This window comes from Agrobacterium sp. 20P9.1.2, from assembly GCF_057799395.1.
The window spans coordinates 497,082-519,479 of the sequence record NZ_JBYOKI010000003.1; the positions used below are offsets into that span (position 1 = coordinate 497,082).

Sequence of the window (22,398 nt, forward strand, 5' to 3'; positions counted from 1 at the left end):
TTTTTGACGAAGAGCTACGAATTGACGCGGCGCAATATGAGCGTCAGCGAAAATGGCTGCAGGTTATAGGTGAGCGGGTATCAGGTCTCAGCCTCGAAACGCTGACGCGCAACCTTGACCGCGTCGTGGTTTTCCAGCGCCCAGTTGATGACTTCCGAAAGCGGGCGATACAGCGAGCGCCCCAACGGCGTCATGCTATATTCCACGCTCGGCGGCTTGGTGGGGAAAACCTCGCGGTGAATGTAACCATCGCGCTGAAGGTCGCGCAGGGTTTGGGTCAGCATGCGCTGGGAGATATCTGGCACCATGCGGCGTAGTTCACCGAAGCGATATGGCTTCTCGGCCAAGGCTTGCAGCAGCAGGGTCGACCACTTACCGCCGATATGGTTGAGCAGGTCGCGCACCGGGCAATTGCCGAAATCCAGATTGGCAAAATCTGGCGTTGGCGCAGATGCTGCTGGCTTCAGCCTTGAAATTGTCGCGCTCATGGTGGTTCCCTTTTGGTAACGTATGGCAAGAAAAATGCCTTCTTTACATCATGCAGTCAATTCCTATTTTAGCCTTACTCTCTTTTTGAGACCAGCAAAGCATCGGCTTTCAACGGATGCGGAAAAGGACATATGTGATGAGCAAAATTCTCGTAACTGGCGCTTCCGGCCAACTCGGTCAGGCCGTCATCCGCCACCTCTTGGAAACCTACGGCGTCGCCGCATCCGATATCGTTGCCGCCAGCCGTGATACCGCTAAGCTTTCGGCCCTTGCCGCAAAGGGCGTCGAAACCCGCAAGGCCGATTTCGATGACGCAGCTTCGCTCGCCGCTGCTTTCGCTGGCATCGACACCGCCCTCCTCATTTCCACGGACGCCCTTGCCGTTCCGGGCCAGCGTCTGACGCAGCACAAGACCGCTGTCGAAGCCGCCGCCAAGGCTGGCGTGAAGCACCTCGCCTACACGTCCATGCCCAACCCGGACAAATCGCTCGTCACGTTTGCGCCTGATCATCTCGGCACCGAGCAAGCCATCAAGGCCAGCGGCGTGCCTTACACCATCATTCGCAATGCCTGGTATTACGACAACTACCTGCATGGTATGCCGCACAATCTGCAAAGCGGCCAGTGGTTCACCGCCATGGCTGACGGCAAGGTCTCCAACATCTCTCGCGATGACTGCGCCCGTGCCGCAGCCGCCGCTCTTGCCAAGGGCAAGGCCGAAAATAAGACCTACACCGTCACCGGCCCGCAATCGCAGAACGCCGACGAAATCGCCGCTGTCGCCTCCCAAGCCGCCGACAAGCCGCTTGCTGTCATCAAGGTATCGCCTGCTGATTTGCAGAAGGGCATCGAAAGCGCTGGCCTTCCCGGATTCGTCGCCGCCATGCTGGCATCGGCGGATGCGAACATCGCTGCGGGCAATTTCGACCTCGTCACCAACGACTACGAGACGCTGACGGGCGAAAAGCCACAGACCAGTGAGGCGTTTTTCAAGGCAAATAAGGCGAAGTTGCTGTCGGCCTGATACAGAAAGGGGCAGCGTCGGCACTTTTTGGCCTGTCGCCCTACATACACGACGTCACCCTCGGCCTTGTGCCGAGGGTCTAATGAATTGACCGTGGGCAGAGCCTCGGGACGAGCCCGAGGGCGACGGAGGAAAGGCATCGCCTCCCCTCCAAAACTGCGCCAAGGCCTAAACCTTACGCCTCGTCCTTCAACGTTTCTTTCTGCGTAATCAGCCGCGCGCTGTGGTGGCCGCTGAGGTAGATCCACAGCCAGCTCCAGGCCACGGCGAGGCGGGAGCGGGTGCCGATGAGGAAGTAGATGTGGGCGAGGCCCCAGATCCACCAGGCCAGAACGCCGGTCAGCTTGAACTTTCCGAAATCGATAACAGCCGCCCGCTTGCCGATGGTGGCGAGGTTGCCCTGGTGGCGGTAGTGGAACGGGGCTGACATGGGCTGGCCTGCAAGCTGCGCCTTGATGACGCGGGCGACATAGCTGCCCTGTTGCTTGGCGGCTGGGGCGACGCCAGGGACTGGCTTGCCATCGACCTGCTTGACCAGCGCCGTATCGCCAATCACAAAAATCCGCTCGTCATCGGGAATGTTTAACTGCGGCGTCACTTCCGCGCGCCCTGCCCTGTCTGCAGAAGTGCCAAGCCATTGCGCGGCGGGAGATGCCTGCACACCGGCGGCCCAGACGATGGTCTTGGCAGGAAAATGCGTGTCACCCACCGTCACGCCATCATCAGTGCAGGCGGAAACGGGCGTGCCCAGCAGCACGTCAACGCCAAGCTTTTCCAGCGCGGTCTTGCTGTAGGCAGAAAGGTCTTCCGTAAAGGCTGGCAGCACTCTCGGGCCGGCTTCCACCAGCAGAACACGGGTCTTTCGGGTATCGACATTGCGGAACTCCGGCGGCAGCGTCTTATGCGCCAGTTCGGCAATCATGCCCGCCATTTCCACGCCGGTTGGACCGGCGCCGATGACCACGAAGGTCAGGTAAGCCTGTTTTTCTTCTTCCGTTTTTGCAAGTTCGGCAAGCTCGAAGGCAAGCAGCAAACGGCGGCGGATGGTGGTGGCGTCTTCCAGCGTCTTTAAGCCCGGCGCATGCTTTTCCCAGGCATCATTGCCGAAATAGGCGTGACGTGCGCCGGTGGCCAGAACCAGCGTATCGAAAGGGATGGCCTCGCCGGATTTCAGGATAACGGTGCGGCTTTGGCGATCAACGCCGCCGACTTCCGAAAGCAGCGTGGTCACTTCCGGCCTGTCCCGATACAGCCGCCGGATCGGCCAGGCGATTTCCGATGTGGCCAGTGCCGTGGTCGCCACTTGATAAAGCAGCGGTTGAAACAGATGGTGATTGCGGCGATCGATCAAGGTGATGCGAACCGGCGCGCCTTTCAGCCCATGAACGACCTGCAGTCCGCCGAAGCCTCCCCCAACGACGACAACGTGATGCTCCTGCATGAAAAAATGCCCTTTTCAAAATCAATAAAACCGCGCAGCAACTGCGCGGCCTGCAATATAATGGCAAAAATTGACGATAGTTATGAAATAGTCTGACCACAGGCGCGACAAAAACGCCGTACCGTTTCCGCCATTCCATACTCCATGGCATCCGCCGTCAGCCCATGACCGATGGACACTTCAGCGAGATAGGGAATGCGCTTGACCAAGGCTGGAAGGTTGGCAACCGTCAGGTCATGCCCGGCATTCACCTCAAGCCCAAGCGCCTTGGCATAATCCGCCGTGACGCCGAGCTTCTCGATCCAGACGTCAGCGTGTTCCGGGTTGTCGAAGCACCCGCCATAGGGGCCTGTGTAAAGCTCGATGCGGGCCGCGCGCGTCTCTGCCGCCAGCTGTACCGCCGCCTTGTCGCCATCACCATCCGCAAACAGCGAAACGCGCATGCCGCCGCCGTTCAGGCGCGCCACGGTCTCTTTCAGGAAAGAGGCGTGTTTGCTAAAATCCCAGCCATGGTCCGAGGTCGCCTGTGACGGATCGTCCGGCACCAGCGTCACCTGCTCCGGCTGGGTTTCCTCGCACAGCAGCAGGAAGTCTTCTGATGGGTAACCCTCGATATTGAACTCGGCCTTCGGAAACTCGTCATCTATCAGAGCGCGCAAAACCGGCAGGTCTGAAAGGCGGATATGCCGCTGGTCCGGGCGCGGGTGAACGGTCAGTCCGCTGGCACCGGCGGCCAGCGCGATACGGCCAAAATGCGCGACATCCGGCCAGGGAAGATCGCGGCGATTGCGCAGCATGGCGATGGCATTGAGATTGACGGAGAGTGTGGTTGACATGATTTCTGACCGCTCGCGTTCGATATAAGAAGGTCTTGTTTCCTTCACTATCACACCCGCTGCAAGCACCCCCGAAAAAATAATTGAAAAGTTTTGGAACCATTTGCGCGCACCCGCATTGAAGCGCCGATTGGGCATTGGGGTTTATAATGGCGAACGATTACTTTTTTTCAGAAACACAACTCAAAATACATCCTAGTATCGACATGGCATCCGAAGCTGGAATGGACGAATTCCTGAACGACGAGCTGCCTGCGCGAAGGTCCATTCCCGGAAGAGCGCGCAACGAAGCCCGATGGAGGGCAAAGCCCATGCGCGATGCGGAAGAGCCGGCGAAATCTCCCACAAGGGATATTTCGAAAATTGCGCGCAAAGGTTTTCTTCCAGAAGTCTCACTTCCCTCGCCTCTGCCACCGGAACCGGTTGCGATTGCAGACATGGCAAACATGTTCGGCGTCACGCATCGCACACTGCATTTCTACGAAGAAAAAGAGATCATCTCGTCTCGCCGCGCTGGCTTGATGCGCATCTATTCGCATCAGGATGTCCACCGCATGGCGGTCATCAATTTCTGCCGCGAGATCGGCATCCCTGTCGCCACCATTCAGGACATCATGCAGAAGCTGGCGGACGCACCGACACAGGCCGATGCTGACGCCCTGTTCCAGGATGTTCTCAACAATCGCAAAAGCGAGCTGGCTGCGGAAATCTCCACCGTGCGCCGTCAGATCCAGCAGATCAGCGACGTTCTGACCGATGACGATGCTCTCGAAGTTGAAGCCGAGTTGCTGACCGACGCCGATGTGAAGCTGAGCACACAGGAACGCAAATGTCTGGAATTGATGGCGGAAGGTTACGCGCCGGTTCGCCTCGCCCGTACGCTCGGCATTTCCAACGAGGAACTGCAAAAGCTCGAATCCTGCGTGATGGAAAAAGTCAGCGCCAGCAACCGGTTTCAGGCCGTGGCCAAAGCTTACATGATGGGCGTCATCCAGCCTGCATCATAAGCGATTATTCGATCAAGATTTGAACAACGCCCGGCGCAGGTTTGAATACCGCGCCGGGCGTTTGCTTATCGAACAATGGTCAATGTTTCGGCAGCACGGGTAATGGCCGTGTAAAGCCAGCGCTCACGCGAATCACGGAATGCAAAGCTTTCGTCGAACAAGACGACATTGTTCCACTGCGAACCCTGCGCCTTGTGCACCGTCAGCGCATAACCGTAATCGAACTCGTCATAACGCTTGCGCGTCGTCCAGGGAATTTCGGTTTCAGTTTCCTCGAACGCAGCCTTCAGCAGTTTGATCTTGGCCGCACCGCGGTCCATATCGTCGTCTTCCGGGCGTATCATCAGGTTGATGCCGGGCTTCACTGTCTCGCGTGACGAACTCATCACCTGCCACAGAGAACCATTCAGCAGACCCTTGGCCGGGTCGTTGCGCAGGCATACCAGCTTGTCACCGGATTGCGGATAATCGGCGCTGAAGCCCTTTAGCTCGCGAAGACGCTGATTGTAACGGCGGCGGGTACGGTTGGTACCGACCAGAACCTGATCCGCATCCAGCACCAGCCCCTGCGTCACCTCATTCTTGGAAATGACCTGCGCCGCGCCATAATCGCCGCGCATGATCTCCTTGCCCTCCCGCACATCCATGGCAAGCTGAATGATGGGATTGTCCTTCGCCTGACGGTGGATTTCTGACAGCAGGAAGTCCGGCTCCTGCTCGGTAAAGAAACCACCACCGGATACGGGCGGCAACTGGCCGGGATCACCCAGAACGAGGATGGGCGTGCTGAAACTCATCAAGTCCCTGCCCAGCGCCTCATCCACCATCGAGCATTCGTCGATGATGATGAGTGCCGCCTTGGCCAGCGGGCTCTGGCGGTTGATGGAAAACATCGGCGCGATGGAGGTCTTGCCGGTCTCCTCATCCTCGACTGCCTCCTCGCCGCGCGGGCGATAGATTAGCGAGTGAATGGTGCGGGCATTCGTCGCCCCACGGGACCGCAGCACCTGCGCCGCCTTGCCGGTGAAGGCCGCAAACAGAACCTCACCATCGACATGCTCGGCAAAATATTTTGCAAGCGTGGTCTTGCCCGTACCGGCATAGCCGAACAGCCGGAAAACCGGCGTGCGGCCTTCCTTCAACCAGCGCGAAACAGCCTTTAAGGCTTCATCCTGTTGCGGTGAAAATTGCATGCGTTCTCTTCGCAGGATTCGAGCGCGAAGCGCAACTGAAAAAGAACGAAAGAAGAATAAAGCCGTGAATTGATCGACCCGCGATTAAAGCTCAAGACGAGCCATAAATGTCGGCACAAACGTTATTTCAGCAAAATGTAATTATAACTTATCATCATTACAATTTTAACTAACAATAAATTGATATCAAATAAAATCATTAATGCGTGAATTAGATATTAGGGACATCTGACAAGCGCCATGAAACGAACCAGAACGACACGACGGCTTTCCTAAAGAAAACCCCGAAAATAAAAACAAAGTTGTTCGGAGCAACGCCATGCTCACCATCAATGAAATAACTTACACTATAGGGGTCGGGAAAAATGTTCTCTTTCAGGGATCTTTCCACAAAATCAAAAGTCGTATCCGGCACATCAGCACCGGTCTTGCTTGCAATTGCGATAGGTGCAATTGCACTGACAAGTATTTCTTCCATGATAGAAAGTAATGGTTGGGTAGATCACACCAACCAAGTGTTGCAGAGAACCGACGCTATCACGGCATCTGCCGTCGATATGGAAACGGGTATGCGAGGCTATATCATCGCCGGTAAGCAGGACTTCCTGGCGCCATATCGTCAAGGCGAACAGGCTATTTACAAGACAATCGATGACCTGAAGAAAATGGTCAGCGACAATCCGACTCAGGTTGGACGTCTCGACAAGATTCAGAGTGCGATCAGCGATTGGCAGAAGAATTTCGCTGAACCGCAGATCAAGGCGCGTGCAACGCTGGCCGATACGACATCAATTGCTGAGATGAACCAGAAGCTCGATGCTTCCCAAGGCAAGACCTATTTCGATAGCCTTCGCGGCTTGATCAAAGAAATGCAGGGTGACGAAAAGACATTGCTGGCAAAACGTTCCGCTGCGAACGAAGCGGCAATCTCATCCGCGATCAAGATGATCTGGGGCAGCCTTGCAGGCGCAATCGTCATTGCCATCGCGGCTGGTCTGCTGATCGGTTCCGGCATTTCCCGCCCACTTCTTGCCATGACGTCGGCCATGAAGCGTCTGGCCGGCGGTGAAACACAGGTGGACGTTCCCGGCGTTGGCCGTAAGGACGAAATCGGCCAGATGGCCGAAACCGTGCAGGTCTTCAAGGACAATGCCATCGCCAAGATCCAGATGGAACGCGAAGCCGATGCCAACCGCTCCATGACCGAAAAGGAACGTCAGGAGCGCGAGCTTCAGAAAGCCAAGGAAGCCGCCGACATTCAGTTCGCCGTCGATGCACTGGCGCAGGGCCTTGGCCAGCTGGCCGATGGCAACGTCGCCCACCGCATCAACGCGCCTTTCGTGGATCACCTCGATCGCCTGAGAAACGACTTCAACAATTCGGTTGGCAAACTGAATGAAGCGCTGGTTTCCGTGGGCAAGAATGCTCGTGGTATCGACGCTGGCGCCAACGAAATCCGCTCTGCCGCCGACGACCTGTCCAAGCGTACCGAGCAGCAGGCCGCTTCGGTCGAAGAAACCGCAGCAGCGCTGGAAGAAATCGCAACGACTGTTCGCGACTCTGCCAAGCGTGCCGAAGAAGTCGGCGGTCTCGTCACCAAGACCCGCCTCAGCGCTGAACATTCCGGCCAGGTCGTTCGCGATGCCGTTATCGCCATGCAGCAGATCGAAAAATCCTCCAGCGAGATTTCGAACATCATCGGCGTCATCGACGAAATCGCTTTCCAGACCAACCTCTTGGCACTGAATGCCGGTGTCGAAGCCGCACGCGCCGGTGAAGCCGGTAAGGGCTTTGCGGTTGTCGCACAGGAAGTACGCGAATTGGCCCAGCGCTCGGCAACGGCTGCAAAGGAAATCAAGACGCTGATCGTCACCTCAGGTGATCAGGTCAGATCCGGTGTAGAACTCGTCGGCAATACGGGCAAGGCGCTGGAAAACATCGTCTCCGAAGTCCAGCAGATCAACCAGCACGTCAACGCCATCGTGGAATCTGCCCGCGAACAGTCTGTCGGCATTCAGGAAATCAACTCCGCCGTCAACACCATGGACCAGGGCACCCAGCAGAATGCCGCCATGGTCGAGCAATCGACAGCGGCAAGCCACAGCCTTGCCAAGGAAGCGGCAGCCCTGAACCAGCTGATCACCCAGTTCAACCTCGGCAACGGCTCGTCCTCGCGTCCAGTCCAGGTCGCATCGCACAACTCCGCCCCGGTCGCCTCCCCGACCCGCCAGCTGATGCGCAAAGTGTCAGGCGCCTTCGGCGGCGGCGCGGCAGCAGCCGACAGCTCCTGGGAAGAATTCTGATCCCTACCGATCTCCACAGAACGAAGAGCCCAAGGGAAACCCTGGGCTCTTTTTTTGCGCAATGATTGGGCCGACCGTGAAATCAGTCCGTGGCGTTTTGCGCGAAACTTTGGATAGACTACACGCATGAAAATTCTGATTCTCGGTGCCACTGGTTTTATCGGTTCGGATATCATCCGCAGGCTTCTGCGTGATGGCCATGCCGTCACGGGCCTTGGCCGATATACCGATGCTTCCAAGCGAAAAATCCCGTTTGCAGATTGGGTGACCGCAGACCTTGCACGCCTGACCACGCCAGAGGATTGGCAGTCTCTGGTTGAAAGCCACGACGCCATCGTCAACTGCGCTGGCGCGCTACAGGATGGCCTGTCCGACGATCTTGTCGCTACGCAGGAAAGATCGATGCTGGCGCTTTATCAGGCAAGCGTGAAGGCTGGCGGACGGCTGATCGTGCAGATATCCGCCCGCACATCCAACATGGCATCCGACACTGCTTTCCTTGCCACCAAACAGCGCGCCGATCAGGCATTGGCAGCAAGCGGCCTGCCCCATGTCATCCTTCGCCCCGCGCTCGTCATCGGACGCAACGCCCATGGCGGCACGGCACTGCTCAGAGCATTGGCGAGCATTCCCTACGTCACCCCAATGGTCCACGCTCAAAGCCCCGTGCAAACTGTAGCCTTGTCTGATGTCGCCGACATCGTGGCCGACGCAATCAGTGGAAAAATCGCACCGGGTGCTGATCTGCATCTGGCGGCAGGCGAAATATTGACCTTGCAGCAATTGATAGGGCTTCATCGTCAATGGCTGGGGCTGGCCAGCAGCCCAACCGCCTCACCCCCGGCGATCCTGGCAACACCGGTCACATGGCTAGCTGGATATGGCGGGGCGGCTTGGATGGCGCTCCCCTCTGCGCTCAACAGCCATGGCGGTGATGTCTCAAGGCGTAACGGTCGATGGCGCTTATCCTCAAGGTTTCGCATTCAAGACGGCGGCGCAGACGCTGGCAGACAACCCATCAGGCGTTCAAGACCTTTGGTTTGCCCGGCTTTTCCTGCTGAAACCCATCATCCTCGTCTGCCTGTCACTGTTCTGGCTTCTCTCCGGCCTCATACCGCTTTTCGATGTATCGAGATCATCGGACCATTTTCTGCCTTTCATGCCGAACGGTGCTGCTTTGACGGTGACGATAACCACCTGCTTCATCGACATTGCGCTGGGAGCAGCCGTTCTGCTGCGACCCTATGCTCGCAAAGCCATGGTCGGCATGCTGCTTGTTACAAGCGCGTACCTGCTGGGCGGAACGATGCTGGTACCTGAGCTGTGGCTCGATCCGCTCGGGCCGCTTGTCAAAGTGCTTCCCTCCATCGTTCTAACCCTTGCCGCACTGGCGATACTGGACGAAAGATAGGCTATGCTCGAGGACCTCATTCGCCTTGCCCATGTCATCGGCGCGACGGTTTTGCTCGGCACGGGCGCAGGCATTGCCTTCTTCATGGTCATGGCACGTAGAACGGAAAACCCGTCCCTCATTGCACATGTTGCGCGGACAGTGGTGATTGCCGATACGATTTTCACGGCAACGGCTGCCATTCTTCAACCCATCACCGGCTATATGCTCGCCCGCATCATCGGCTGGCCATTGACGGAAGGCTGGGTGTTCCTGTCCCTGCTGCTTTATGTCTTCGTCGGCATCTTCTGGCTGCCTGTGGTGTGGGTACAGATGAAGCTGCGGAACATCGCGCGCCTGGCCGCCGCGTCTGGCGAGCCTCTGCCATCGCAATGGTTCCGGCTGTACCGCATCTGGTTTGCCTGTGGTTTTCCCGCATTCTTCGCCGTCATCGGCATCGTCTGGTTGATGCTGATGAAACCGGATATTCCGCTCTGGAACTGACGCGTCAGTTTTTTCGTAACAGCAGGGAATAAACTCGCCCTGCCCGGTGTCTTATTCTCGTTGGCGGCAGACGCTGCCTGATCCAGAGGAGGACATCCATGAAAATGCGTGCTTTAATCTCGCTTGCGGCTTTTGCCATCGCAAGCTCCGCCTTCGCCGCGCCGATGGTTGAAACTGTCAAGGCCGATAAGGGCAATGTTCTTGCCGGTGAAAAAGGCATGACCCTTTACACCTACAAGAAAGATATGAAGGGCGAGTCCAGCTGCTATGAAAAATGCGCTACCAACTGGCCACCTTTCTTTGCATCGGACAGCGACAAGGCCGATGGCGCCTATACGATCGTTACCCGCAAGGACGGAAAGAAACAGTGGGCCAAGGATGGCATGCCGCTGTATTACTGGGCCAAAGACATGAAAAAGGGTGACATGACGGGCGACGGCATGGGCGGAAATTGGGATGTCGCAAAGCCATAACGGCAAAGGCAGTGATCGGCGGGGACAATCTGCCCCCGCCTCCGGCTCGTTCGAAGCGCAGATGCTGGCCCTCATGCCATCGCTGCGGCGCTATTCGCGCAGCCTTTCGCGCCATGATGCCGATGGCGAGGATCTGTTTCAGGACTGTATCGAAAAAGCGCTTCTCAACCGGCACCAATGGCGCGGCGGCGGGCTGAAGGCATGGGCCTATGCCATCATGACCAACCTTTACCGCAACCGGCATCGCAGCGAAAAACGCCACCCATCCGAAAGCCTCAATGGCCATGAGGAGGATGCAGGTAGTACAGAAACCCAAGGCGATACGCTGGAAAACGACCGGCTGCACCACGCTCTTGCCGGGCTAGCACCCGAGGCACGCGCGGTTTTGATGCTGGTGACGGTGGAAGGCTACAGCTATCAGGAAGTGGCAGACATGATGCACATCCCCATCGGCACCGTCATGTCGCGGCTTTCGCGCACGCGGGAAACGCTGCGGGCGCAGCTTGCCGCAGACAATATCATTCCTCTTCGGAGACCGAAATGAACAGCACCGACGCCATATCAGAAACAGATCTGCACGCCTATGTGGATGGCCACCTTGGTGATGCGGAGCGTTTGCGCGTCGAAGCCTGGCTTGCCGACCACCCGGAAGATCGTAAACGCATCGCAGAGTGGCAGACGCAGGCACAGATGCTGCGCAACGCCTTTGCCCCTTATGAAACTGGCCGCGAGAGTGACCGGCTGATGCTGACCGCTGCGCCACGCCGCTGGGCTCCCCTTCTGGCGCGCACCGCCGCCGCCTGCCTCATTTTTGCAGCCGGTGCCGTGGCCGGGCAGTTTCTGCCCCAGATGCGATTGAAAGCACCTGAAGCCGCGTCGCTCACCCAGACTGCGGATATTTCCAGCCAGTCGAAATCCGCCTATCTGATCTATGCCAGCGAGGTGCGTCACCCGGTCGAGGTGGGCGCAGACCAGCAGCAGCATCTGGGCACATGGCTCGGCAAACGCCTCGGCTCACCCTTTGCGATCCCTGATCTCAGCAATATCGGCTTCACTCTCGTTGGTGGGCGTCTGGTTCCCGTCAGCGGCAAGCCGGGGGCGATGCTGATGTATCAGAACCAGGCCGGGCAGCGGGTCACGGTCCTGATTGGCCATAACCCTGATAATCGCGAAACCAGCTTCCGGCTGGCAAGCGCCGATGGCATCGAAACCTTCTACTGGATCGATAATGCGCTGGGCTATGCCGTATCAGGCGAGATTTCCAAGGCCGATCTGCAGAAGATTGCCGAGGAATGCTACCGGCAGTTTCCCGCCTAAGACTATTTCAGCATCGGCCACAGGCTGATGACCAGCAGCACGGCCATGGTGATGTTGAACCATTTCAGCCGCGCAGGCACCGATAGCCATTCCCGCAGCGCCGAACCGAATCCCGCCCATGTGGAAACGCTGGGCAGATTGACGGCGGCAAAGGCGATGCCAACAAGCATGACGGTGAAATAATACTGGCTGTCATCCGTATAGGTCGCCATAGCAGTGACCGCCATGACCCATGCCTTGGGGTTGACCCACTGAAACGCAGCCGCGCCGACAAAGGTCATCGGTTCCGCACCCGTTTTGCCATCACTTAAGGAGCGCGACGTGCCGATTTTCCACGCCACCCACAAAAGATAGGCACCGCCTGCGAATTTCAGCAGCGTGTAGAGAACGGGAAGAGAATGCAGCAAAGCGCCCAGCCCCAGCCCGACACCGATCAGCAATGACAGAAACCCCGCGCCGATGCCGAGCATATGCGGAATGGTGCGGCGGAAGCCGAAATTCACGCCCGATGCAAACAGCATCATATTGTTCGGTCCCGGCGTGATCGATGTCGTGAAAGCGAAAAGCAAAAGCGCGATAAAGGTTTCGATTGTCATGGCGTCCCTCTCGCGGCCAAATCTATGCGCGCTCCCTTTCAAACACCAGACAGGGACGCGAATGGAAATGGCCACAAGTTTTGATGGATCGACGCTGGGACTGATTTGTTTATGGTACTGACAGCATTGAGAGGAGACACCGCATGTTCGACGACATCCCCACCGTCACCCTGCCCTCCGGCACCTCCATTCCCGCATTGGGCATCGGCACCTGGAACATGGGCGAAATCGCTGCCGATGCAGCACAGGAAATTGCCAGCATCCGCAAGGCCGTAGAGCTTGGTATGACGGTGGTCGATACGGCGGAAATGTATGCCGATGGCCGTTCCGAGGAAATCGTTGGCGAGGCGATCCAATCCCTGCGCGATGACGTGTTCCTTGTCAGCAAGGTTTACCCTTACAATGCCAGCGCCCAAGGCACCATCGAAGCCTGCGAGCGCAGCCTCAAGCGGCTGGCAACCGGCCACCTTGACCTATACCTCCTTCATTGGCGCGGCTCCTATCCGCTGGAAGAGACCGTCGGCGCTTTCGAAAAGCTGAAGGCTGATGGAAAAATCCAGAATTGGGGCGTTTCCAACTTCGATACCGACGATATGGAAGAGCTGTTTTCCGTAACCGATGGCAAGAACTGCGCGGCCAATCAGGTGCTTTACAACCTCTCCCGTCGCGGGCCGGAATACGACCTGCTGCCATGGTGCCAGAGCCACGGCGTGCCCGTTATGGCTTACTCGCCCATAGAACAAGGCCGCATCCTCTCCAACCACGAACTCATCCGCATCGCCAAGGCTTATCAGGCCACACCGGCACAGGTGGCGCTGGCTTTCCTTCTGGAACGCGACGGCGTTATGCCCATCCCGAAATCCTCGAGCCCCGAACGCGTGACGGAGAACCTAGGCGCCACAGAACTGGAAATCACCGACGAAGACTGGGCCGCACTGGACGCGGCATTCCCGCCGCCGCAGAAGAAGGTTTCGCTGGAGATGCTTTGATTTTAAGCACTTACTTCACTTTCCGGATTCAAATTCTCAGCGACCAGATACAGATATTGTCCGCGATTTCTGGCTTCAGCGCGGGCGATAAAACAGCTTGAGGATCAGATAGACCGGATAGCTGATGACAAGGAGGATAATGGTCGCCTCATGCGTTGACGCAACGTCCGTCCAGCCCTCCATTTTGGAGTTGCTGCCAAATACACCCACACCGAAAAGCAAAGCGCCAACAAGGAGAATGGCGGAACTAATCAGCACGCCCCAACCACTCCAGTTCAAGCGATCCCGCCCACGCCGCGTAGCCCACGACGCTGGCACCGGCAAACATCAGGAAGCCGACAGTAAGCAGATAGCTTCGCCAGAACAACGCTCCATCCAACTGCCTTAAACGTTTTGACATGCCTGAAACCTCGATGGAATAAATACATTAAAACCGCAAACGAAAATGCCCGCGACCAAGCACGGGCATTTTAAGATCAATAGAAGACGGGAATTACATTCCCTGCGGACCACGGTTCATCGCCGCGATACCGGTTCGGCAGACTTCGAGTAGGCCGAGCGGCTTGATGATGGTCAGGAACTGGTCGATCTTCGAAGACTTGCCGGTGATTTCGAAGATGAAATGCTCCAGCGTCGCATCCACGACCTTGGCATGGAAGGCATCGGCCAGACGTAGGGTCTCGGCGCGGTCTTCGCCTCGTCCTGCGACCTTAATCAAAGCAACTTCACGCTCAATCGGACGGTCCTGGCCGTTCTGGCGGGCGCGGACGGTGAGGTCCACGACGCGGTGAACCGGAACGATGCGTTCCAGCTGCGCCTTGATCTGTTCCAGCACGCCCGGCGTACCGCGCGTGACGATGGTGATGCGCGACAGGTGCGATTCGTGTTCCGTTTCCGAAACGGTCAGGCTTTCGATGTTATAGCCACGACCGGAAAACAGGCCGATGACGCGGGCGAGAACGCCCGGCTCATTGGCGACGAGGACCGATAGCGTGTGGTTTTCGACGGTTTCCGTTTCCTTCTGAATGAAGTAGGCCGAACCGGTAGGCTGTAGGTGTGCGTTCATATCCGTGTTCCTCTCCCAATCAGACTAGCTGACGGCCCTTGGCGTCGATGGCGTTTGCAACGGCTTCGTCGGTTGCTTCATCCGGCAACAGCATCTCGTTATGCGCCTTACCCGATGGGATCATCGGGAAGCAGTTGGCGAGATTGGCGACGCGGCAATCGAAGATGACAGGCTTGTCGACTGCGATCATCTCGGCAATCTTGTCGTCCAATTCCTTCGGGTCATCGCAATACATGCCAACGCCGCCATAGGCTTCCGCAAGCTTCACAAAGTCGGGCATGGCTTCCGTGTAGGAGTTGGACAGGCGGTTGCCGTGCAGCAGCTGCTGCCACTGGCGCACCATGCCCATATACTGGTTGTTCAGGATGAAAATCTTGACCGGCAGATTGTACTGGATGGCGCAAGACATTTCCTGAATGCACATCTGGATCGATGCGTCACCGGCGATATCGATAACCAGCGCTTCCGGATGCGCAACCTGAACGCCGATGGCGGCAGGCAGGCCATAACCCATGGTGCCCAGACCGCCAGATGTCATCCAGTGGTTCGGCTCTTCGAAACCAAAGAACTGCGCCGCCCACATCTGGTGCTGGCCGACTTCCGTCGTAATGTAGGTGTCGCGACCCTTCGATGCTTCATACAGCCGCTGAATGGCGTATTGCGGCATGATGACGTCGTTGGAGTTCTTGTAGGCGAAGGATTTGCGCGCGCGCCAGCGGTCGATCTGCTGATGCCACTCTTCCGTCTGCGCCTTTTCAGGACGCTTCGGCAGGGCCCGCCACAGACGAACCATGTCCTCCAGAACCCGACCGACATCGCCAACGATGGGAACATCGACGCGGACATTCTTGTTGATCGAAGACGGATCGATATCGATGTGGATTTTCTTCGAGTTCGGAGCAAAGGCATTCAGACGGCCGGTAATACGGTCATCGAAACGCGCGCCGACACAGACCATGACGTCGCAATCATGCATGGCCATGTTGGCTTCGTAAGAACCGTGCATGCCCAGCATGCCCAGCCAGTTCTTGCCGGATGCCGGATAGCAGCCCAGACCCATCAAGGTGGAGGTGATCGGGAAATCGGTCAGTTCGACGAGTTCACGCAGCAAACGCGTGGCTTCCGGTCCGGAATTGATGACGCCGCCGCCGGTGTAGAGGATCGGGCGCTTGGCCTTCGACATCAGTTCAATGGCAGCGTGAACGGCGTTCAGATCACCCTGAACCTTCGGCTTGTAGCTCTTCTGCTGGATGGCAGCCGATGGCGGCGTGTAGGTGCCGGTCGCAAACTGAATGTCCTTGGGAACATCGACAACGACGGGACCGGGACGACCGGTTTGGGCAATGCGGAAAGCTTCATGAATGATGCCAGCCAGCTCGTTGACGTCCTTGACCAGCCAGTTGTGCTTGGTGCAGGGGCGCGTAATGCCAACGGTATCGCACTCCTGAAACGCATCGGAGCCGATGAGCGATGTTGGAACCTGGCCGGAAATGCAGACCAGCGGAATGCTGTCCATCAAGGCGTCCTGCAGGGGCGTAACAGCATTGGTGGCGCCGGGGCCGGAGGTGACCAGCATGACGCCGACCTTGCCGGTGGAACGGGCATAACCTTCAGCGGCGTGGCCTGCACCCTGTTCGTGGCGAACGAGAATGTGCTGGATGTCGTCCTGCTGGAAAATCTCGTCATAAATCGGAAGAACTGCACCACCGGGATAGCCGAAAATATGCTCGACGCCGTTATCCTTCAGCGCGCGCAGAACGATTTCCGCGCCCGTCATGGTGTTGCCGTTGTCCGTATTGTCCTTATCCGTCATTGCCTGTTCCATCCCGATTTTGGCTTTGGATATCGCGGAGCCATCTGGCCCAAGTGAAGACATAAAAAAAGGCCCCTTTGAGGAGCCTCGTTCAGCGCATGGGTGCTTTCGCCGGATGGTTACACCATCCTGCCCATGCGCCGTCCCACCACGATAAGTACGTTAAGATTTTTCATGGGCCGGAGTGTTAGACACAAAACCAATATCCGTCAACGCATATTGCGGAAAAAATCGGCATTCATTCCATTTATTGCGAGCCAAGCCCCTTCGAAGAAATAAAAATACGCCCGAACTACACCAGTTGTTAAACGCAATCTTATAGGCTCTCCGGCAACGAACGGGACCAACCCGTGTGCGGCCGCATGGAAAAGGCCGGCAAGACCTATGACAGGGGCGAGACGTGTTCAACGACGACCTTCGCAAATCAGCAAAAGCAGGCGAACAGGACCGCCGGGACGATTCCACAGCGGGAAACCGCTTGCTCGGCCACGTCATTTCCTGCACCGGCGCCCGCGCCACGATTTCCGCAACGACTGAGCCGGGAAAGACCGACCTTGCCGAACTCTGGTCCGTTGGCCGCCTGATCTCCATCGATCTCGGCGAAACACGCGTTGCCGCCCTTACCTATGCCATGAAGACCGGACAGGCTGAATGGTCTGCCAGCCGCAGCAACACGCTGCTGATCGAGGTGGAACTGCTGGGCGAAATCCATCGCGCGACGGATGGCTCCGAGCGCTTTTCAACCGGCATCTCTCGCTATCCCTATCTCGGTGCTGTCGCCCATCGCATCCGCGCCAGCGACCTGATGCGCATTTACGAAACGTCAGGCAGCGGCGCGTCCGTGGTCGGCCGCCTGACGCAGGATGACAGCATCGATGCGACGATCAGCATTCCGCAAATGCTATCGAAACATTTCGCCGTGCTGGGCTCCACCGGCGTCGGCAAATCCACCGCCGTCTCTCTTTTGCTGCACAAGGCCATCGAGCAGGACCCGAAGCTGCGCGTGTTGATTCTCGATCCGCACAATGAATTCGCCGCGGCCTTCCCCATGACGTCGGTCGTCATAGACACAGATACGCTGGACCTGCCTTTCTGGCTGATGAAGCTGGAGGAGTTCGCCGAAGTTCTCTACCGCGGACGCAAGGCGGTTTCCGAAGAGCTGGATGTTCTGCGTGACCTAATACCCGAGGCCAAGCGCGCCTTTCGCGGCTCTGAAAATTCCGTCATGCGCCGCGCTTCGGAAAAATCATCGCTAACAGCGGATACGCCGGTTCCTTACCGCATCGCCGATCTGCTGGCCCTGATCGATGAGCGCATCGGGCGGTTGGAGGGTCGCGACGAGAAGCCAGCACTGCGCAATCTGAAAATGCGCATTATGTCGGCTATCAACGATCCGCGTTACCACTTCATGTTCTCCAACAGCACCATTTCCGATACGATCATGGAGACCGTAGCGCATATTTTCCGCGTGCCGGGAGAAGGCAAGCCGATTTCCGTGTTCCAACTGGCGGGCATTCCCTCCGAGGTGGTGAACTCGGTGGCCTCGGTGCTTTGCCGCATGGCCTTCGAATTGGCACTCTGGAGCCAGGGCGCGATCCACACGCTGGTCGTTTGCGAAGAAGCGCACCGTTACGTGCCTGCCGATCCCGCACTCGGTTTCTTCCCGACGCGTCAGGCCATTGCCCGCATCGCGAAAGAGGGCCGTAAATACGGCGTCTCGCTCGGCATCATCACCCAGCGTCCTGGAGAGCTGGATCAGACGATCCTCTCGCAATGTTCCACCGTTTTCGCCATGAGGCTTTCCAACGAAAACGACCAGGAAATCATTCGCTCGGCCATTCCGAACTCTTCGGTATCCACCACCAGTTTCCTGTCCTCCATCGGCAATGGCGAAGCTATCGCCTTCGGTGAAGCCATCAGCGTTCCCATGCGCATTCGCTTCAACCGCGTGCCTGCTCATATTCTGCCAAAGGCAAATGGCGTGATGCCATCCATCGTGGAAGATACGCCGGATACGGTCGACCTGCGCTCCATCGTCAAACGCATGCGCGCCGTAAACGGCCCCGACATCTCCGGCTTCCGCCAGAGCTACGATGCTAAAATCGCACAGGATGCCGACGAGGAAGAATTCGAAAGCTGGAAAAAGGAATTCCATACAAACAGCGCCAGCGAACCCTACCGCCCGGAGATGCTGCCGCGAAGCTCGGTATTTGCCGCCAAAGCGCAAATGCCTGATGTTTCGACCGGCACGGCGCCAGTGTTGCGGGAGGACGTTCCGTCGCGGTCCTTTGTTGGCGAGGAGCCGAGATCTTCGTTGAGGGAAAGCTTGCTGAAGAAGCCGTTGGGAAGTTTGTATCGGAAGGATTGAGAGGGGCGTCCTACTTCGTCATCCCGCACTCGATGCGGGATCCAGTGCGATCAAGTCTTTGATCGCAAAAAGACTCTTAAGCACCGCAGACGCGATGCTGCTGGATACCGGCTCAAGGCCGGTATGACGGAAGGAGTGTTTAAGAAGGCACCACCCTCTCCCAATCCTCCCCCATCTGGTTGCGAAACCATGTCATCTGCCGCTTGGCATATTGCCGTGTCGCCGCCGCAGCCTTTTCGATGACCTCGGCCCCGCTCATCCGCCCCTCCAGCATTTCGGCAATCTGTGAAACGCCGATGGCCTTAATCACGGTCGCATCCGGGGGGACATCCAGCGCCAGCAGCGCTTCTACCTCTTCCACCGCGCCGCTCTGCATCATGCCTGCAAAACGACGGTTAATGCGGTCATGCAGCACCGACCGCTCCGGCAGAACCACAAATTTGCGCGCGCGCGCCGGATCGATGATGACGGGACCGCTGGCACCCTGAAACGCGCGAATGGATTGTCCGGTCGAGGCAAGAACTTCGAGTGCCCGCACGATGCGTTGCCCGTCACTCGGGCTGAGGCTCGCCGCCGTTTGCGGGTCACCTGTCGATAATTCGGCGTAAAGCTCCGCCGGTCCTTCTTCGAGCAGCCGCATACGATAACGCTCGCGAATATCCGAGGGAATGGCTGGCATATCAGACAGGCCACCGGTCAGCGCCTTGAAATACAGCCCGGTGCCGCCGACGATAACGGGATAGCGCCCGTCGCCGCGCATCGTTTCGAGAAGCGCCGTAATCTCGCGCAGCCATTCACCCGTTGAATAAAGTTTGGCCGCGGGAACATGGCCATAGAGGTGGTGTGGTACGCCTTCCATGTCGTCCTCAGAAGGCCGTGCCGTCAGCACCTGCAACGTGTCATAGACCTGCATGCTATCGGCATTGATGACGACGCCGTTCTTCTCGCGCGCCAAACGAAGCGCAAGCGCGGACTTGCCGCTAGCCGTCGGTCCGGTTATCAGGGTCGCATCGAATTCGTCAGCAAGGTTTTTCATCATGGCTCTCGTTGCCACGCTTATCGCCAATCCGTCAAATCCTGTTCTGAATTCCACCATTGCAGAAAGCGCCGCCAAGGCGCTCGATGCATCAGGCCTTTACTGGCTGGCGGACGGGATTGCCTGCGATCTGGTGCTGCGCGACGGAACCGACATCGCGGCGGCCGAACGCGTGCTGCGAATGGCCATCGTTGACCGACCCATCGATATCGCCATTCAGGACCAGGATAATCGCCGCAAGAAAATCCTGATAGCCGATATGGATTCGACCATGATCGGGCAGGAATGTATCGATGAACTGGCCGCCGAAGTCGGCCTGAAGGACCAGGTGTCCACCATTACCGCCCGCGCCATGAATGGCGAAATCGCTTTCGAGCCTGCCCTGCGCGAGCGCGTCGCGCTGCTCAAGGGCCTGCCAATTTCTGTCGTGGATGAGGTCATCGAAAAACGCATCACACTCACACCGGGTGGCATGGAACTCATCGCCACCATGAAGGCGAAGGGGCATTATACGGCGCTGGTTTCAGGCGGTTTCACCGTCTTCACCAGCCGCATCGCCGCAACGCTCGGCTTCGATGAAAACCGTGCCAATATTCTGGGCGAAAAAGACGGCCTTCTCGACGGCACCGTGGCGGAACCCATTCTCGGTAAGCAGGCCAAGGTCGATGCCTTGAACGACATCGCCGCAAAACTGGGTATTTCACCCGAGGACGCAATTGCCGTGGGCGATGGTGCCAATGATCTCGGCATGCTGTATCTCGCCGGTTCAGGTGTTGCCATACACGCCAAGCCCGCCGTTGCCGCAGAAGCAAAAATCCGCATCGACCACAGCGACCTCACCGCGCTTCTCTACCTTCAGGGCTACCGCAAGGCTGATTTCGTTACCCCATGATTGTTAGTGGAACACCCAGACTGATCCTTCGGGATTGGAAAGACACCGATCGCGATCTGTTTCGTGAGGTCAACGCCGATCCCGATGTCATGGCATTTTTTCCGCATCAGCGCAGCCATGACGAATCCGACGCGGCGCTCAAGCACGTCAACGAGATGATCCACGCGACCGGATACGGCTTTTACGCGATAGAACTGCGCGAGACCGGTGAGCCAATCGGCTTCTGCGGTATTGCTCCTGCCAATCTGGACGGCATATTTCCGCTGGGCACCATGGAAATCGGCTGGCGGCTAGCCACCCGTTACTGGGGCCACGGCTACGTCACGGAAGCGGCCAAATCACTGCTATCAATGGCGTTTGATGAAAAAAAACTGCCGGAAATCGTGTCTTTTGCCGTTCACGACAATCTACGCTCAATCGCCGTCATGAAACGCATCGGCCTCATTCGCGACGCCTCCCGCGATTTCCTGCATCCCCGCGTGCCGGACAGCCACCCTCACCTCAAGCCGCATATTACTTACGCGCTGACGCTGGAGCGCTGGTTGGGGAAGTAAGGCATAATTTTCGTCAACTCTGGGAAGCGAAGACGTTAAAATAATTGAATAGGAGTGGCGTTTTCTGGAGTGAGACTCTTTCGATGCGAGCAACATCAAGACGCCACATCAGCCTCCGTCATGCTCGGGCTTGTCCCGAGCATCTAACGAACCCCAACAATCAACGTAGTTAAATCCACGGGACAAGCCCGAGCATAATGTCGTGGTCTTTGGCTGTTCTCGAAAACAGAGCAACGCGACATCACTGGATTCGGCCAGCGTTAAGCGTCGTCCCCCTCACCCTTATCCAGCTTGCCATGATCCAGCACACGAGTGGCCTTGTCGTTCAAAGCGGAGGTGAGGTTCTTTTCAGCCTTGGTGCGGCCAAAGGTCAGGCGGTTTTGCTCCGCCTGTTTTTCTTTGTCGGTGCGCGCCTTCTGTTTGCGAAACTGGCGCAGATTTACGATATCGCCTGTCACGACCATCTCCCCATCTGCGCCATGCAATCACTTGTTCTTGCGAAATGCGTCCAGTGAAACGACCGAACCGGCCTTCTTTTCTTCGTCTGTCTTCTTGTCCTCAGACGACGCAGGCTTGCCTTCGGCAGGTACCGGGTAAGCGGTGATTTCCGCCTCCACGACTTCCTCTTCTTCCGCCAAGGGAACGTCGAATTCGAGTTCGAAATTCACCGAAGGATCGTAGAAGCCGCGGATGGCGTTGAAAGGCACAACCAGCTTTTCAGGCGTGTCGGAGAAGGACAGGCCGATTTCGAACTGGGTGTCGGTCACCTTCATGTCCCAGAACTGATGCTGGATGACGATGGTCATCTGCTCGGCATATTTCGCCTTGAGGTGCTGCGAGATGCGCACACCCGGCGCGCCGGTCAAAAAGGTGATGAAGAAATGATGGTCGCCGGGAAGCCTGCTCGTGGCTGCGACTTCGCTCAATACCTTGCGAATAACGCCGCGAAGGGCATCCTGTGCGAGAATGTCGTAACGGATATGATCCTGCCCCATGCGGTCCTGTCTTTCCTTATTCGAACGTCTTTTACCTAAGTATACGCAATGTCTTAGATCGCAGCAACGGAAAAGCCCTGCGAGCCGCGAGTCATTTGCATCATATAAACAA

At 57.5% G+C, this 22,398-nt stretch carries 24 protein-coding genes and 1 pseudogene; 12 read left to right on the forward strand and 13 right to left on the reverse strand.

Translation table 11 applies throughout. The features are described from left to right. Nucleotides 1–80 precede the first annotated feature (80 nt). Nucleotides 81–488: a winged helix-turn-helix transcriptional regulator gene (locus AC27VJ_RS11750; RefSeq protein ID WP_488684163.1), complete on the reverse strand. Its 408-nt coding sequence runs from the start codon at nucleotides 486–488 to the stop codon at nucleotides 81–83. 134 nt (nucleotides 489–622) lie between these two features. Here AC27VJ_RS11750 and AC27VJ_RS11755 point away from each other — a divergent pair, with 134 nt between their 5' ends. Continuing rightward, complete coding sequence (locus AC27VJ_RS11755; RefSeq protein WP_488684164.1) at nucleotides 623–1,513, forward strand: SDR family oxidoreductase; 891 nt, start codon at nucleotides 623–625, stop codon at nucleotides 1,511–1,513. A 175-nt stretch (nucleotides 1,514–1,688) separates the two neighbouring features. Here the strand turns inward: AC27VJ_RS11755 and AC27VJ_RS11760 are convergent, their stop codons facing one another. Together AC27VJ_RS11760 and AC27VJ_RS11765 are read right to left on the reverse strand one after the other, a co-directional pair. After that, nucleotides 1,689–2,954: an NAD(P)/FAD-dependent oxidoreductase gene (locus tag AC27VJ_RS11760; protein ID WP_488684165.1), complete on the reverse strand. Its 1,266-nt coding sequence runs from the start codon at nucleotides 2,952–2,954 to the stop codon at nucleotides 1,689–1,691. An 80-nt stretch (nucleotides 2,955–3,034) separates the two neighbouring features. Next, nucleotides 3,035–3,790, reverse strand: coding sequence for a pyridoxine 5'-phosphate synthase (locus tag AC27VJ_RS11765; protein WP_488684166.1), 756 nt, complete (start codon nucleotides 3,788–3,790; stop codon nucleotides 3,035–3,037). Between the two features lie 311 nt (nucleotides 3,791–4,101). Here AC27VJ_RS11765 and AC27VJ_RS11770 point away from each other — a divergent pair, with 311 nt between their 5' ends. Then, nucleotides 4,102–4,797 (forward strand): MerR family transcriptional regulator, encoded by a 696-nt coding sequence (locus AC27VJ_RS11770; RefSeq protein WP_488684342.1) that lies wholly within the window; start codon nucleotides 4,102–4,104, stop codon nucleotides 4,795–4,797. Between the two features lie 65 nt (nucleotides 4,798–4,862). Here the strand turns inward: AC27VJ_RS11770 and AC27VJ_RS11775 are convergent, their stop codons facing one another. Together AC27VJ_RS11775 and AC27VJ_RS11780 are read right to left on the reverse strand one after the other, a co-directional pair. After that, complete coding sequence (locus AC27VJ_RS11775; RefSeq protein WP_113087868.1) at nucleotides 4,863–5,990, reverse strand: ATP-dependent DNA helicase; 1,128 nt, start codon at nucleotides 5,988–5,990, stop codon at nucleotides 4,863–4,865. A gap of 211 nt (nucleotides 5,991–6,201) precedes the next feature. Further along, nucleotides 6,202–6,468: a hypothetical protein gene (locus tag AC27VJ_RS11780; protein WP_488684349.1), complete on the reverse strand. Its 267-nt coding sequence runs from the start codon at nucleotides 6,466–6,468 to the stop codon at nucleotides 6,202–6,204. Here AC27VJ_RS11780 and AC27VJ_RS11785 point away from each other — a divergent pair. From AC27VJ_RS11785 to AC27VJ_RS11810, 6 genes and pseudogenes are all read left to right on the forward strand, one after another. Next, complete coding sequence (locus AC27VJ_RS11785) at nucleotides 6,356–8,293, forward strand: methyl-accepting chemotaxis protein (RefSeq protein ID WP_488684167.1); 1,938 nt, start codon at nucleotides 6,356–6,358, stop codon at nucleotides 8,291–8,293. The two genes, AC27VJ_RS11780 and AC27VJ_RS11785, sit on opposite strands and share 113 nt — an antisense overlap. 126 nt (nucleotides 8,294–8,419) lie before the next feature. Further along, nucleotides 8,420–9,704: pseudogene (locus AC27VJ_RS11790) on the forward strand (SDR family oxidoreductase). A gap of 3 nt (nucleotides 9,705–9,707) precedes the next feature. Further along, nucleotides 9,708–10,187: a DUF2269 family protein gene (locus AC27VJ_RS11795; RefSeq protein WP_488684168.1), complete on the forward strand. Its 480-nt coding sequence runs from the start codon at nucleotides 9,708–9,710 to the stop codon at nucleotides 10,185–10,187. 98 nt (nucleotides 10,188–10,285) lie between these two features. Next, nucleotides 10,286–10,660 carry a COG4315 family predicted lipoprotein gene (locus tag AC27VJ_RS11800; protein WP_488684169.1) on the forward strand — a complete coding sequence of 125 codons (375 nt, stop codon included), beginning with the start codon at nucleotides 10,286–10,288 and terminating at the stop codon, nucleotides 10,658–10,660. Beyond that, nucleotides 10,644–11,204: an RNA polymerase sigma factor gene (locus AC27VJ_RS11805; RefSeq protein ID WP_488684170.1), complete on the forward strand. Its 561-nt coding sequence runs from the start codon at nucleotides 10,644–10,646 to the stop codon at nucleotides 11,202–11,204. Before AC27VJ_RS11800 ends, AC27VJ_RS11805 begins: the two co-directional genes overlap by 17 nt. Beyond that, the gene (locus AC27VJ_RS11810) at nucleotides 11,201–11,977 is read left to right on the forward strand and encodes an anti-sigma factor family protein (RefSeq protein ID WP_488684171.1); all 777 of its coding nucleotides are present in this window, start codon (nucleotides 11,201–11,203) and stop codon (nucleotides 11,975–11,977) included. Before AC27VJ_RS11805 ends, AC27VJ_RS11810 begins: the two co-directional genes overlap by 4 nt. 2 nt (nucleotides 11,978–11,979) lie before the next feature. On the opposite strand, the gene AC27VJ_RS11815 is transcribed toward AC27VJ_RS11810, so the two are convergent. Then, a complete protein-coding gene (locus tag AC27VJ_RS11815; protein ID WP_488684172.1) occupies nucleotides 11,980–12,573 on the reverse strand; it encodes a LysE family translocator in 594 nt (197 codons plus the stop codon). A 143-nt stretch (nucleotides 12,574–12,716) separates the two neighbouring features. On the opposite strand from AC27VJ_RS11815, the gene AC27VJ_RS11820 reads away from it, so the two are divergent. Further along, the gene (locus tag AC27VJ_RS11820) at nucleotides 12,717–13,562 is read left to right on the forward strand and encodes an aldo/keto reductase (RefSeq protein ID WP_488684173.1); all 846 of its coding nucleotides are present in this window, start codon (nucleotides 12,717–12,719) and stop codon (nucleotides 13,560–13,562) included. A 75-nt stretch (nucleotides 13,563–13,637) separates the two neighbouring features. Here AC27VJ_RS11820 and AC27VJ_RS11825 read toward each other — a convergent pair whose 3' ends face one another. The 4 genes from AC27VJ_RS11825 to AC27VJ_RS11840 form a co-directional block, all read right to left on the reverse strand. Continuing rightward, complete coding sequence (locus tag AC27VJ_RS11825; RefSeq protein WP_488684174.1) at nucleotides 13,638–13,820, reverse strand: hypothetical protein; 183 nt, start codon at nucleotides 13,818–13,820, stop codon at nucleotides 13,638–13,640. After that, nucleotides 13,810–13,962, reverse strand: coding sequence for a hypothetical protein (locus AC27VJ_RS11830; RefSeq protein ID WP_488684175.1), 153 nt, complete (start codon nucleotides 13,960–13,962; stop codon nucleotides 13,810–13,812). Before AC27VJ_RS11830 ends, AC27VJ_RS11825 begins: the two co-directional genes overlap by 11 nt. A 93-nt stretch (nucleotides 13,963–14,055) precedes the next feature. Beyond that, the gene (gene ilvN, locus AC27VJ_RS11835) at nucleotides 14,056–14,628 is read right to left on the reverse strand and encodes an acetolactate synthase small subunit (RefSeq protein WP_113087878.1); all 573 of its coding nucleotides are present in this window, start codon (nucleotides 14,626–14,628) and stop codon (nucleotides 14,056–14,058) included. Nucleotides 14,629–14,647: 19 nt separating this feature from the next. Continuing rightward, on the reverse strand, nucleotides 14,648–16,441 hold the full coding sequence (locus AC27VJ_RS11840) for an acetolactate synthase 3 large subunit (RefSeq protein ID WP_488684176.1): 1,794 nt from the start codon (nucleotides 16,439–16,441) through the stop codon (nucleotides 14,648–14,650). 400 nt (nucleotides 16,442–16,841) lie between these two features. Between AC27VJ_RS11840 and AC27VJ_RS11845 the strand changes: the two genes are divergently transcribed. Further along, a complete protein-coding gene (locus AC27VJ_RS11845; RefSeq protein ID WP_488684177.1) occupies nucleotides 16,842–18,809 on the forward strand; it encodes an ATP-binding protein in 1,968 nt (655 codons plus the stop codon). A 139-nt stretch (nucleotides 18,810–18,948) separates the two neighbouring features. Here the strand turns inward: AC27VJ_RS11845 and miaA are convergent, their stop codons facing one another. After that, entirely contained in the window at nucleotides 18,949–19,848 is a 900-nt protein-coding gene (gene miaA, locus AC27VJ_RS11850; RefSeq protein WP_488684178.1) for a tRNA (adenosine(37)-N6)-dimethylallyltransferase MiaA, read from the reverse strand. Here miaA and serB point away from each other — a divergent pair. Together serB and AC27VJ_RS11860 are read left to right on the forward strand one after the other, a co-directional pair. After that, complete coding sequence (serB, locus tag AC27VJ_RS11855; protein WP_488684179.1) at nucleotides 19,847–20,737, forward strand: phosphoserine phosphatase SerB; 891 nt, start codon at nucleotides 19,847–19,849, stop codon at nucleotides 20,735–20,737. The two genes, miaA and serB, sit on opposite strands and share 2 nt — an antisense overlap. Beyond that, entirely contained in the window at nucleotides 20,734–21,291 is a 558-nt protein-coding gene (locus AC27VJ_RS11860; protein WP_488684180.1) for a GNAT family N-acetyltransferase, read from the forward strand. The genes serB and AC27VJ_RS11860 overlap by 4 nt, the downstream gene beginning before the upstream one ends. Nucleotides 21,292–21,551: 260 nt before the next feature. Here AC27VJ_RS11860 and AC27VJ_RS11865 read toward each other — a convergent pair whose 3' ends face one another. Both AC27VJ_RS11865 and AC27VJ_RS11870 read right to left on the reverse strand, forming a co-directional pair. Next, on the reverse strand, nucleotides 21,552–21,749 hold the full coding sequence (locus AC27VJ_RS11865; protein WP_488684181.1) for a DUF4169 family protein: 198 nt from the start codon (nucleotides 21,747–21,749) through the stop codon (nucleotides 21,552–21,554). Between the two features lie 27 nt (nucleotides 21,750–21,776). Then, nucleotides 21,777–22,286, reverse strand: coding sequence for an SspB family protein (locus tag AC27VJ_RS11870; protein ID WP_113087887.1), 510 nt, complete (start codon nucleotides 22,284–22,286; stop codon nucleotides 21,777–21,779). Nucleotides 22,287–22,398: the final 112 nt, after the last annotated feature.

Coding starts and splice junctions, on each gene's coding strand:
- AC27VJ_RS11760 (WP_488684165.1), bottom strand. CDS start 2,954: ATGCAGGAGCATCACGTTGTCGTCGTTGGGGGAGGCTTCGGCGGACTG.
- AC27VJ_RS11765 (WP_488684166.1), bottom strand. CDS start 3,790: ATGTCAACCACACTCTCCGTCAATCTCAATGCCATCGCCATGCTGCGC.
- AC27VJ_RS11820 (WP_488684173.1), top strand. CDS start 12,717: ATGTTCGACGACATCCCCACCGTCACCCTGCCCTCCGGCACCTCCATT.
- AC27VJ_RS11775 (WP_113087868.1), bottom strand. CDS start 5,990: ATGCAATTTTCACCGCAACAGGATGAAGCCTTAAAGGCTGTTTCGCGC.
- AC27VJ_RS11780 (WP_488684349.1), bottom strand. CDS start 6,468: ATGGAAGAAATACTTGTCAGTGCAATTGCACCTATCGCAATTGCAAGC.
- AC27VJ_RS11840 (WP_488684176.1), bottom strand. CDS start 16,441: ATGACGGATAAGGACAATACGGACAACGGCAACACCATGACGGGCGCG.
- AC27VJ_RS11800 (WP_488684169.1), top strand. CDS start 10,286: ATGAAAATGCGTGCTTTAATCTCGCTTGCGGCTTTTGCCATCGCAAGC.
- AC27VJ_RS11770 (WP_488684342.1), top strand. CDS start 4,102: ATGCGCGATGCGGAAGAGCCGGCGAAATCTCCCACAAGGGATATTTCG.
- AC27VJ_RS11860 (WP_488684180.1), top strand. CDS start 20,734: ATGATTGTTAGTGGAACACCCAGACTGATCCTTCGGGATTGGAAAGAC.
- AC27VJ_RS11830 (WP_488684175.1), bottom strand. CDS start 13,962: ATGTCAAAACGTTTAAGGCAGTTGGATGGAGCGTTGTTCTGGCGAAGC.
- AC27VJ_RS11870 (WP_113087887.1), bottom strand. CDS start 22,286: ATGGGGCAGGATCATATCCGTTACGACATTCTCGCACAGGATGCCCTT.
- AC27VJ_RS11815 (WP_488684172.1), bottom strand. CDS start 12,573: ATGACAATCGAAACCTTTATCGCGCTTTTGCTTTTCGCTTTCACGACA.
- ilvN (WP_113087878.1), bottom strand. CDS start 14,628: ATGAACGCACACCTACAGCCTACCGGTTCGGCCTACTTCATTCAGAAG.
- serB (WP_488684179.1), top strand. CDS start 19,847: ATGGCTCTCGTTGCCACGCTTATCGCCAATCCGTCAAATCCTGTTCTG.
- AC27VJ_RS11785 (WP_488684167.1), top strand. CDS start 6,356: ATGTTCTCTTTCAGGGATCTTTCCACAAAATCAAAAGTCGTATCCGGC.
- AC27VJ_RS11810 (WP_488684171.1), top strand. CDS start 11,201: ATGAACAGCACCGACGCCATATCAGAAACAGATCTGCACGCCTATGTG.
- miaA (WP_488684178.1), bottom strand. CDS start 19,848: ATGATGAAAAACCTTGCTGACGAATTCGATGCGACCCTGATAACCGGA.
- AC27VJ_RS11795 (WP_488684168.1), top strand. CDS start 9,708: ATGCTCGAGGACCTCATTCGCCTTGCCCATGTCATCGGCGCGACGGTT.
- AC27VJ_RS11750 (WP_488684163.1), bottom strand. CDS start 488: ATGAGCGCGACAATTTCAAGGCTGAAGCCAGCAGCATCTGCGCCAACG.
- AC27VJ_RS11805 (WP_488684170.1), top strand. CDS start 10,644: ATGTCGCAAAGCCATAACGGCAAAGGCAGTGATCGGCGGGGACAATCT.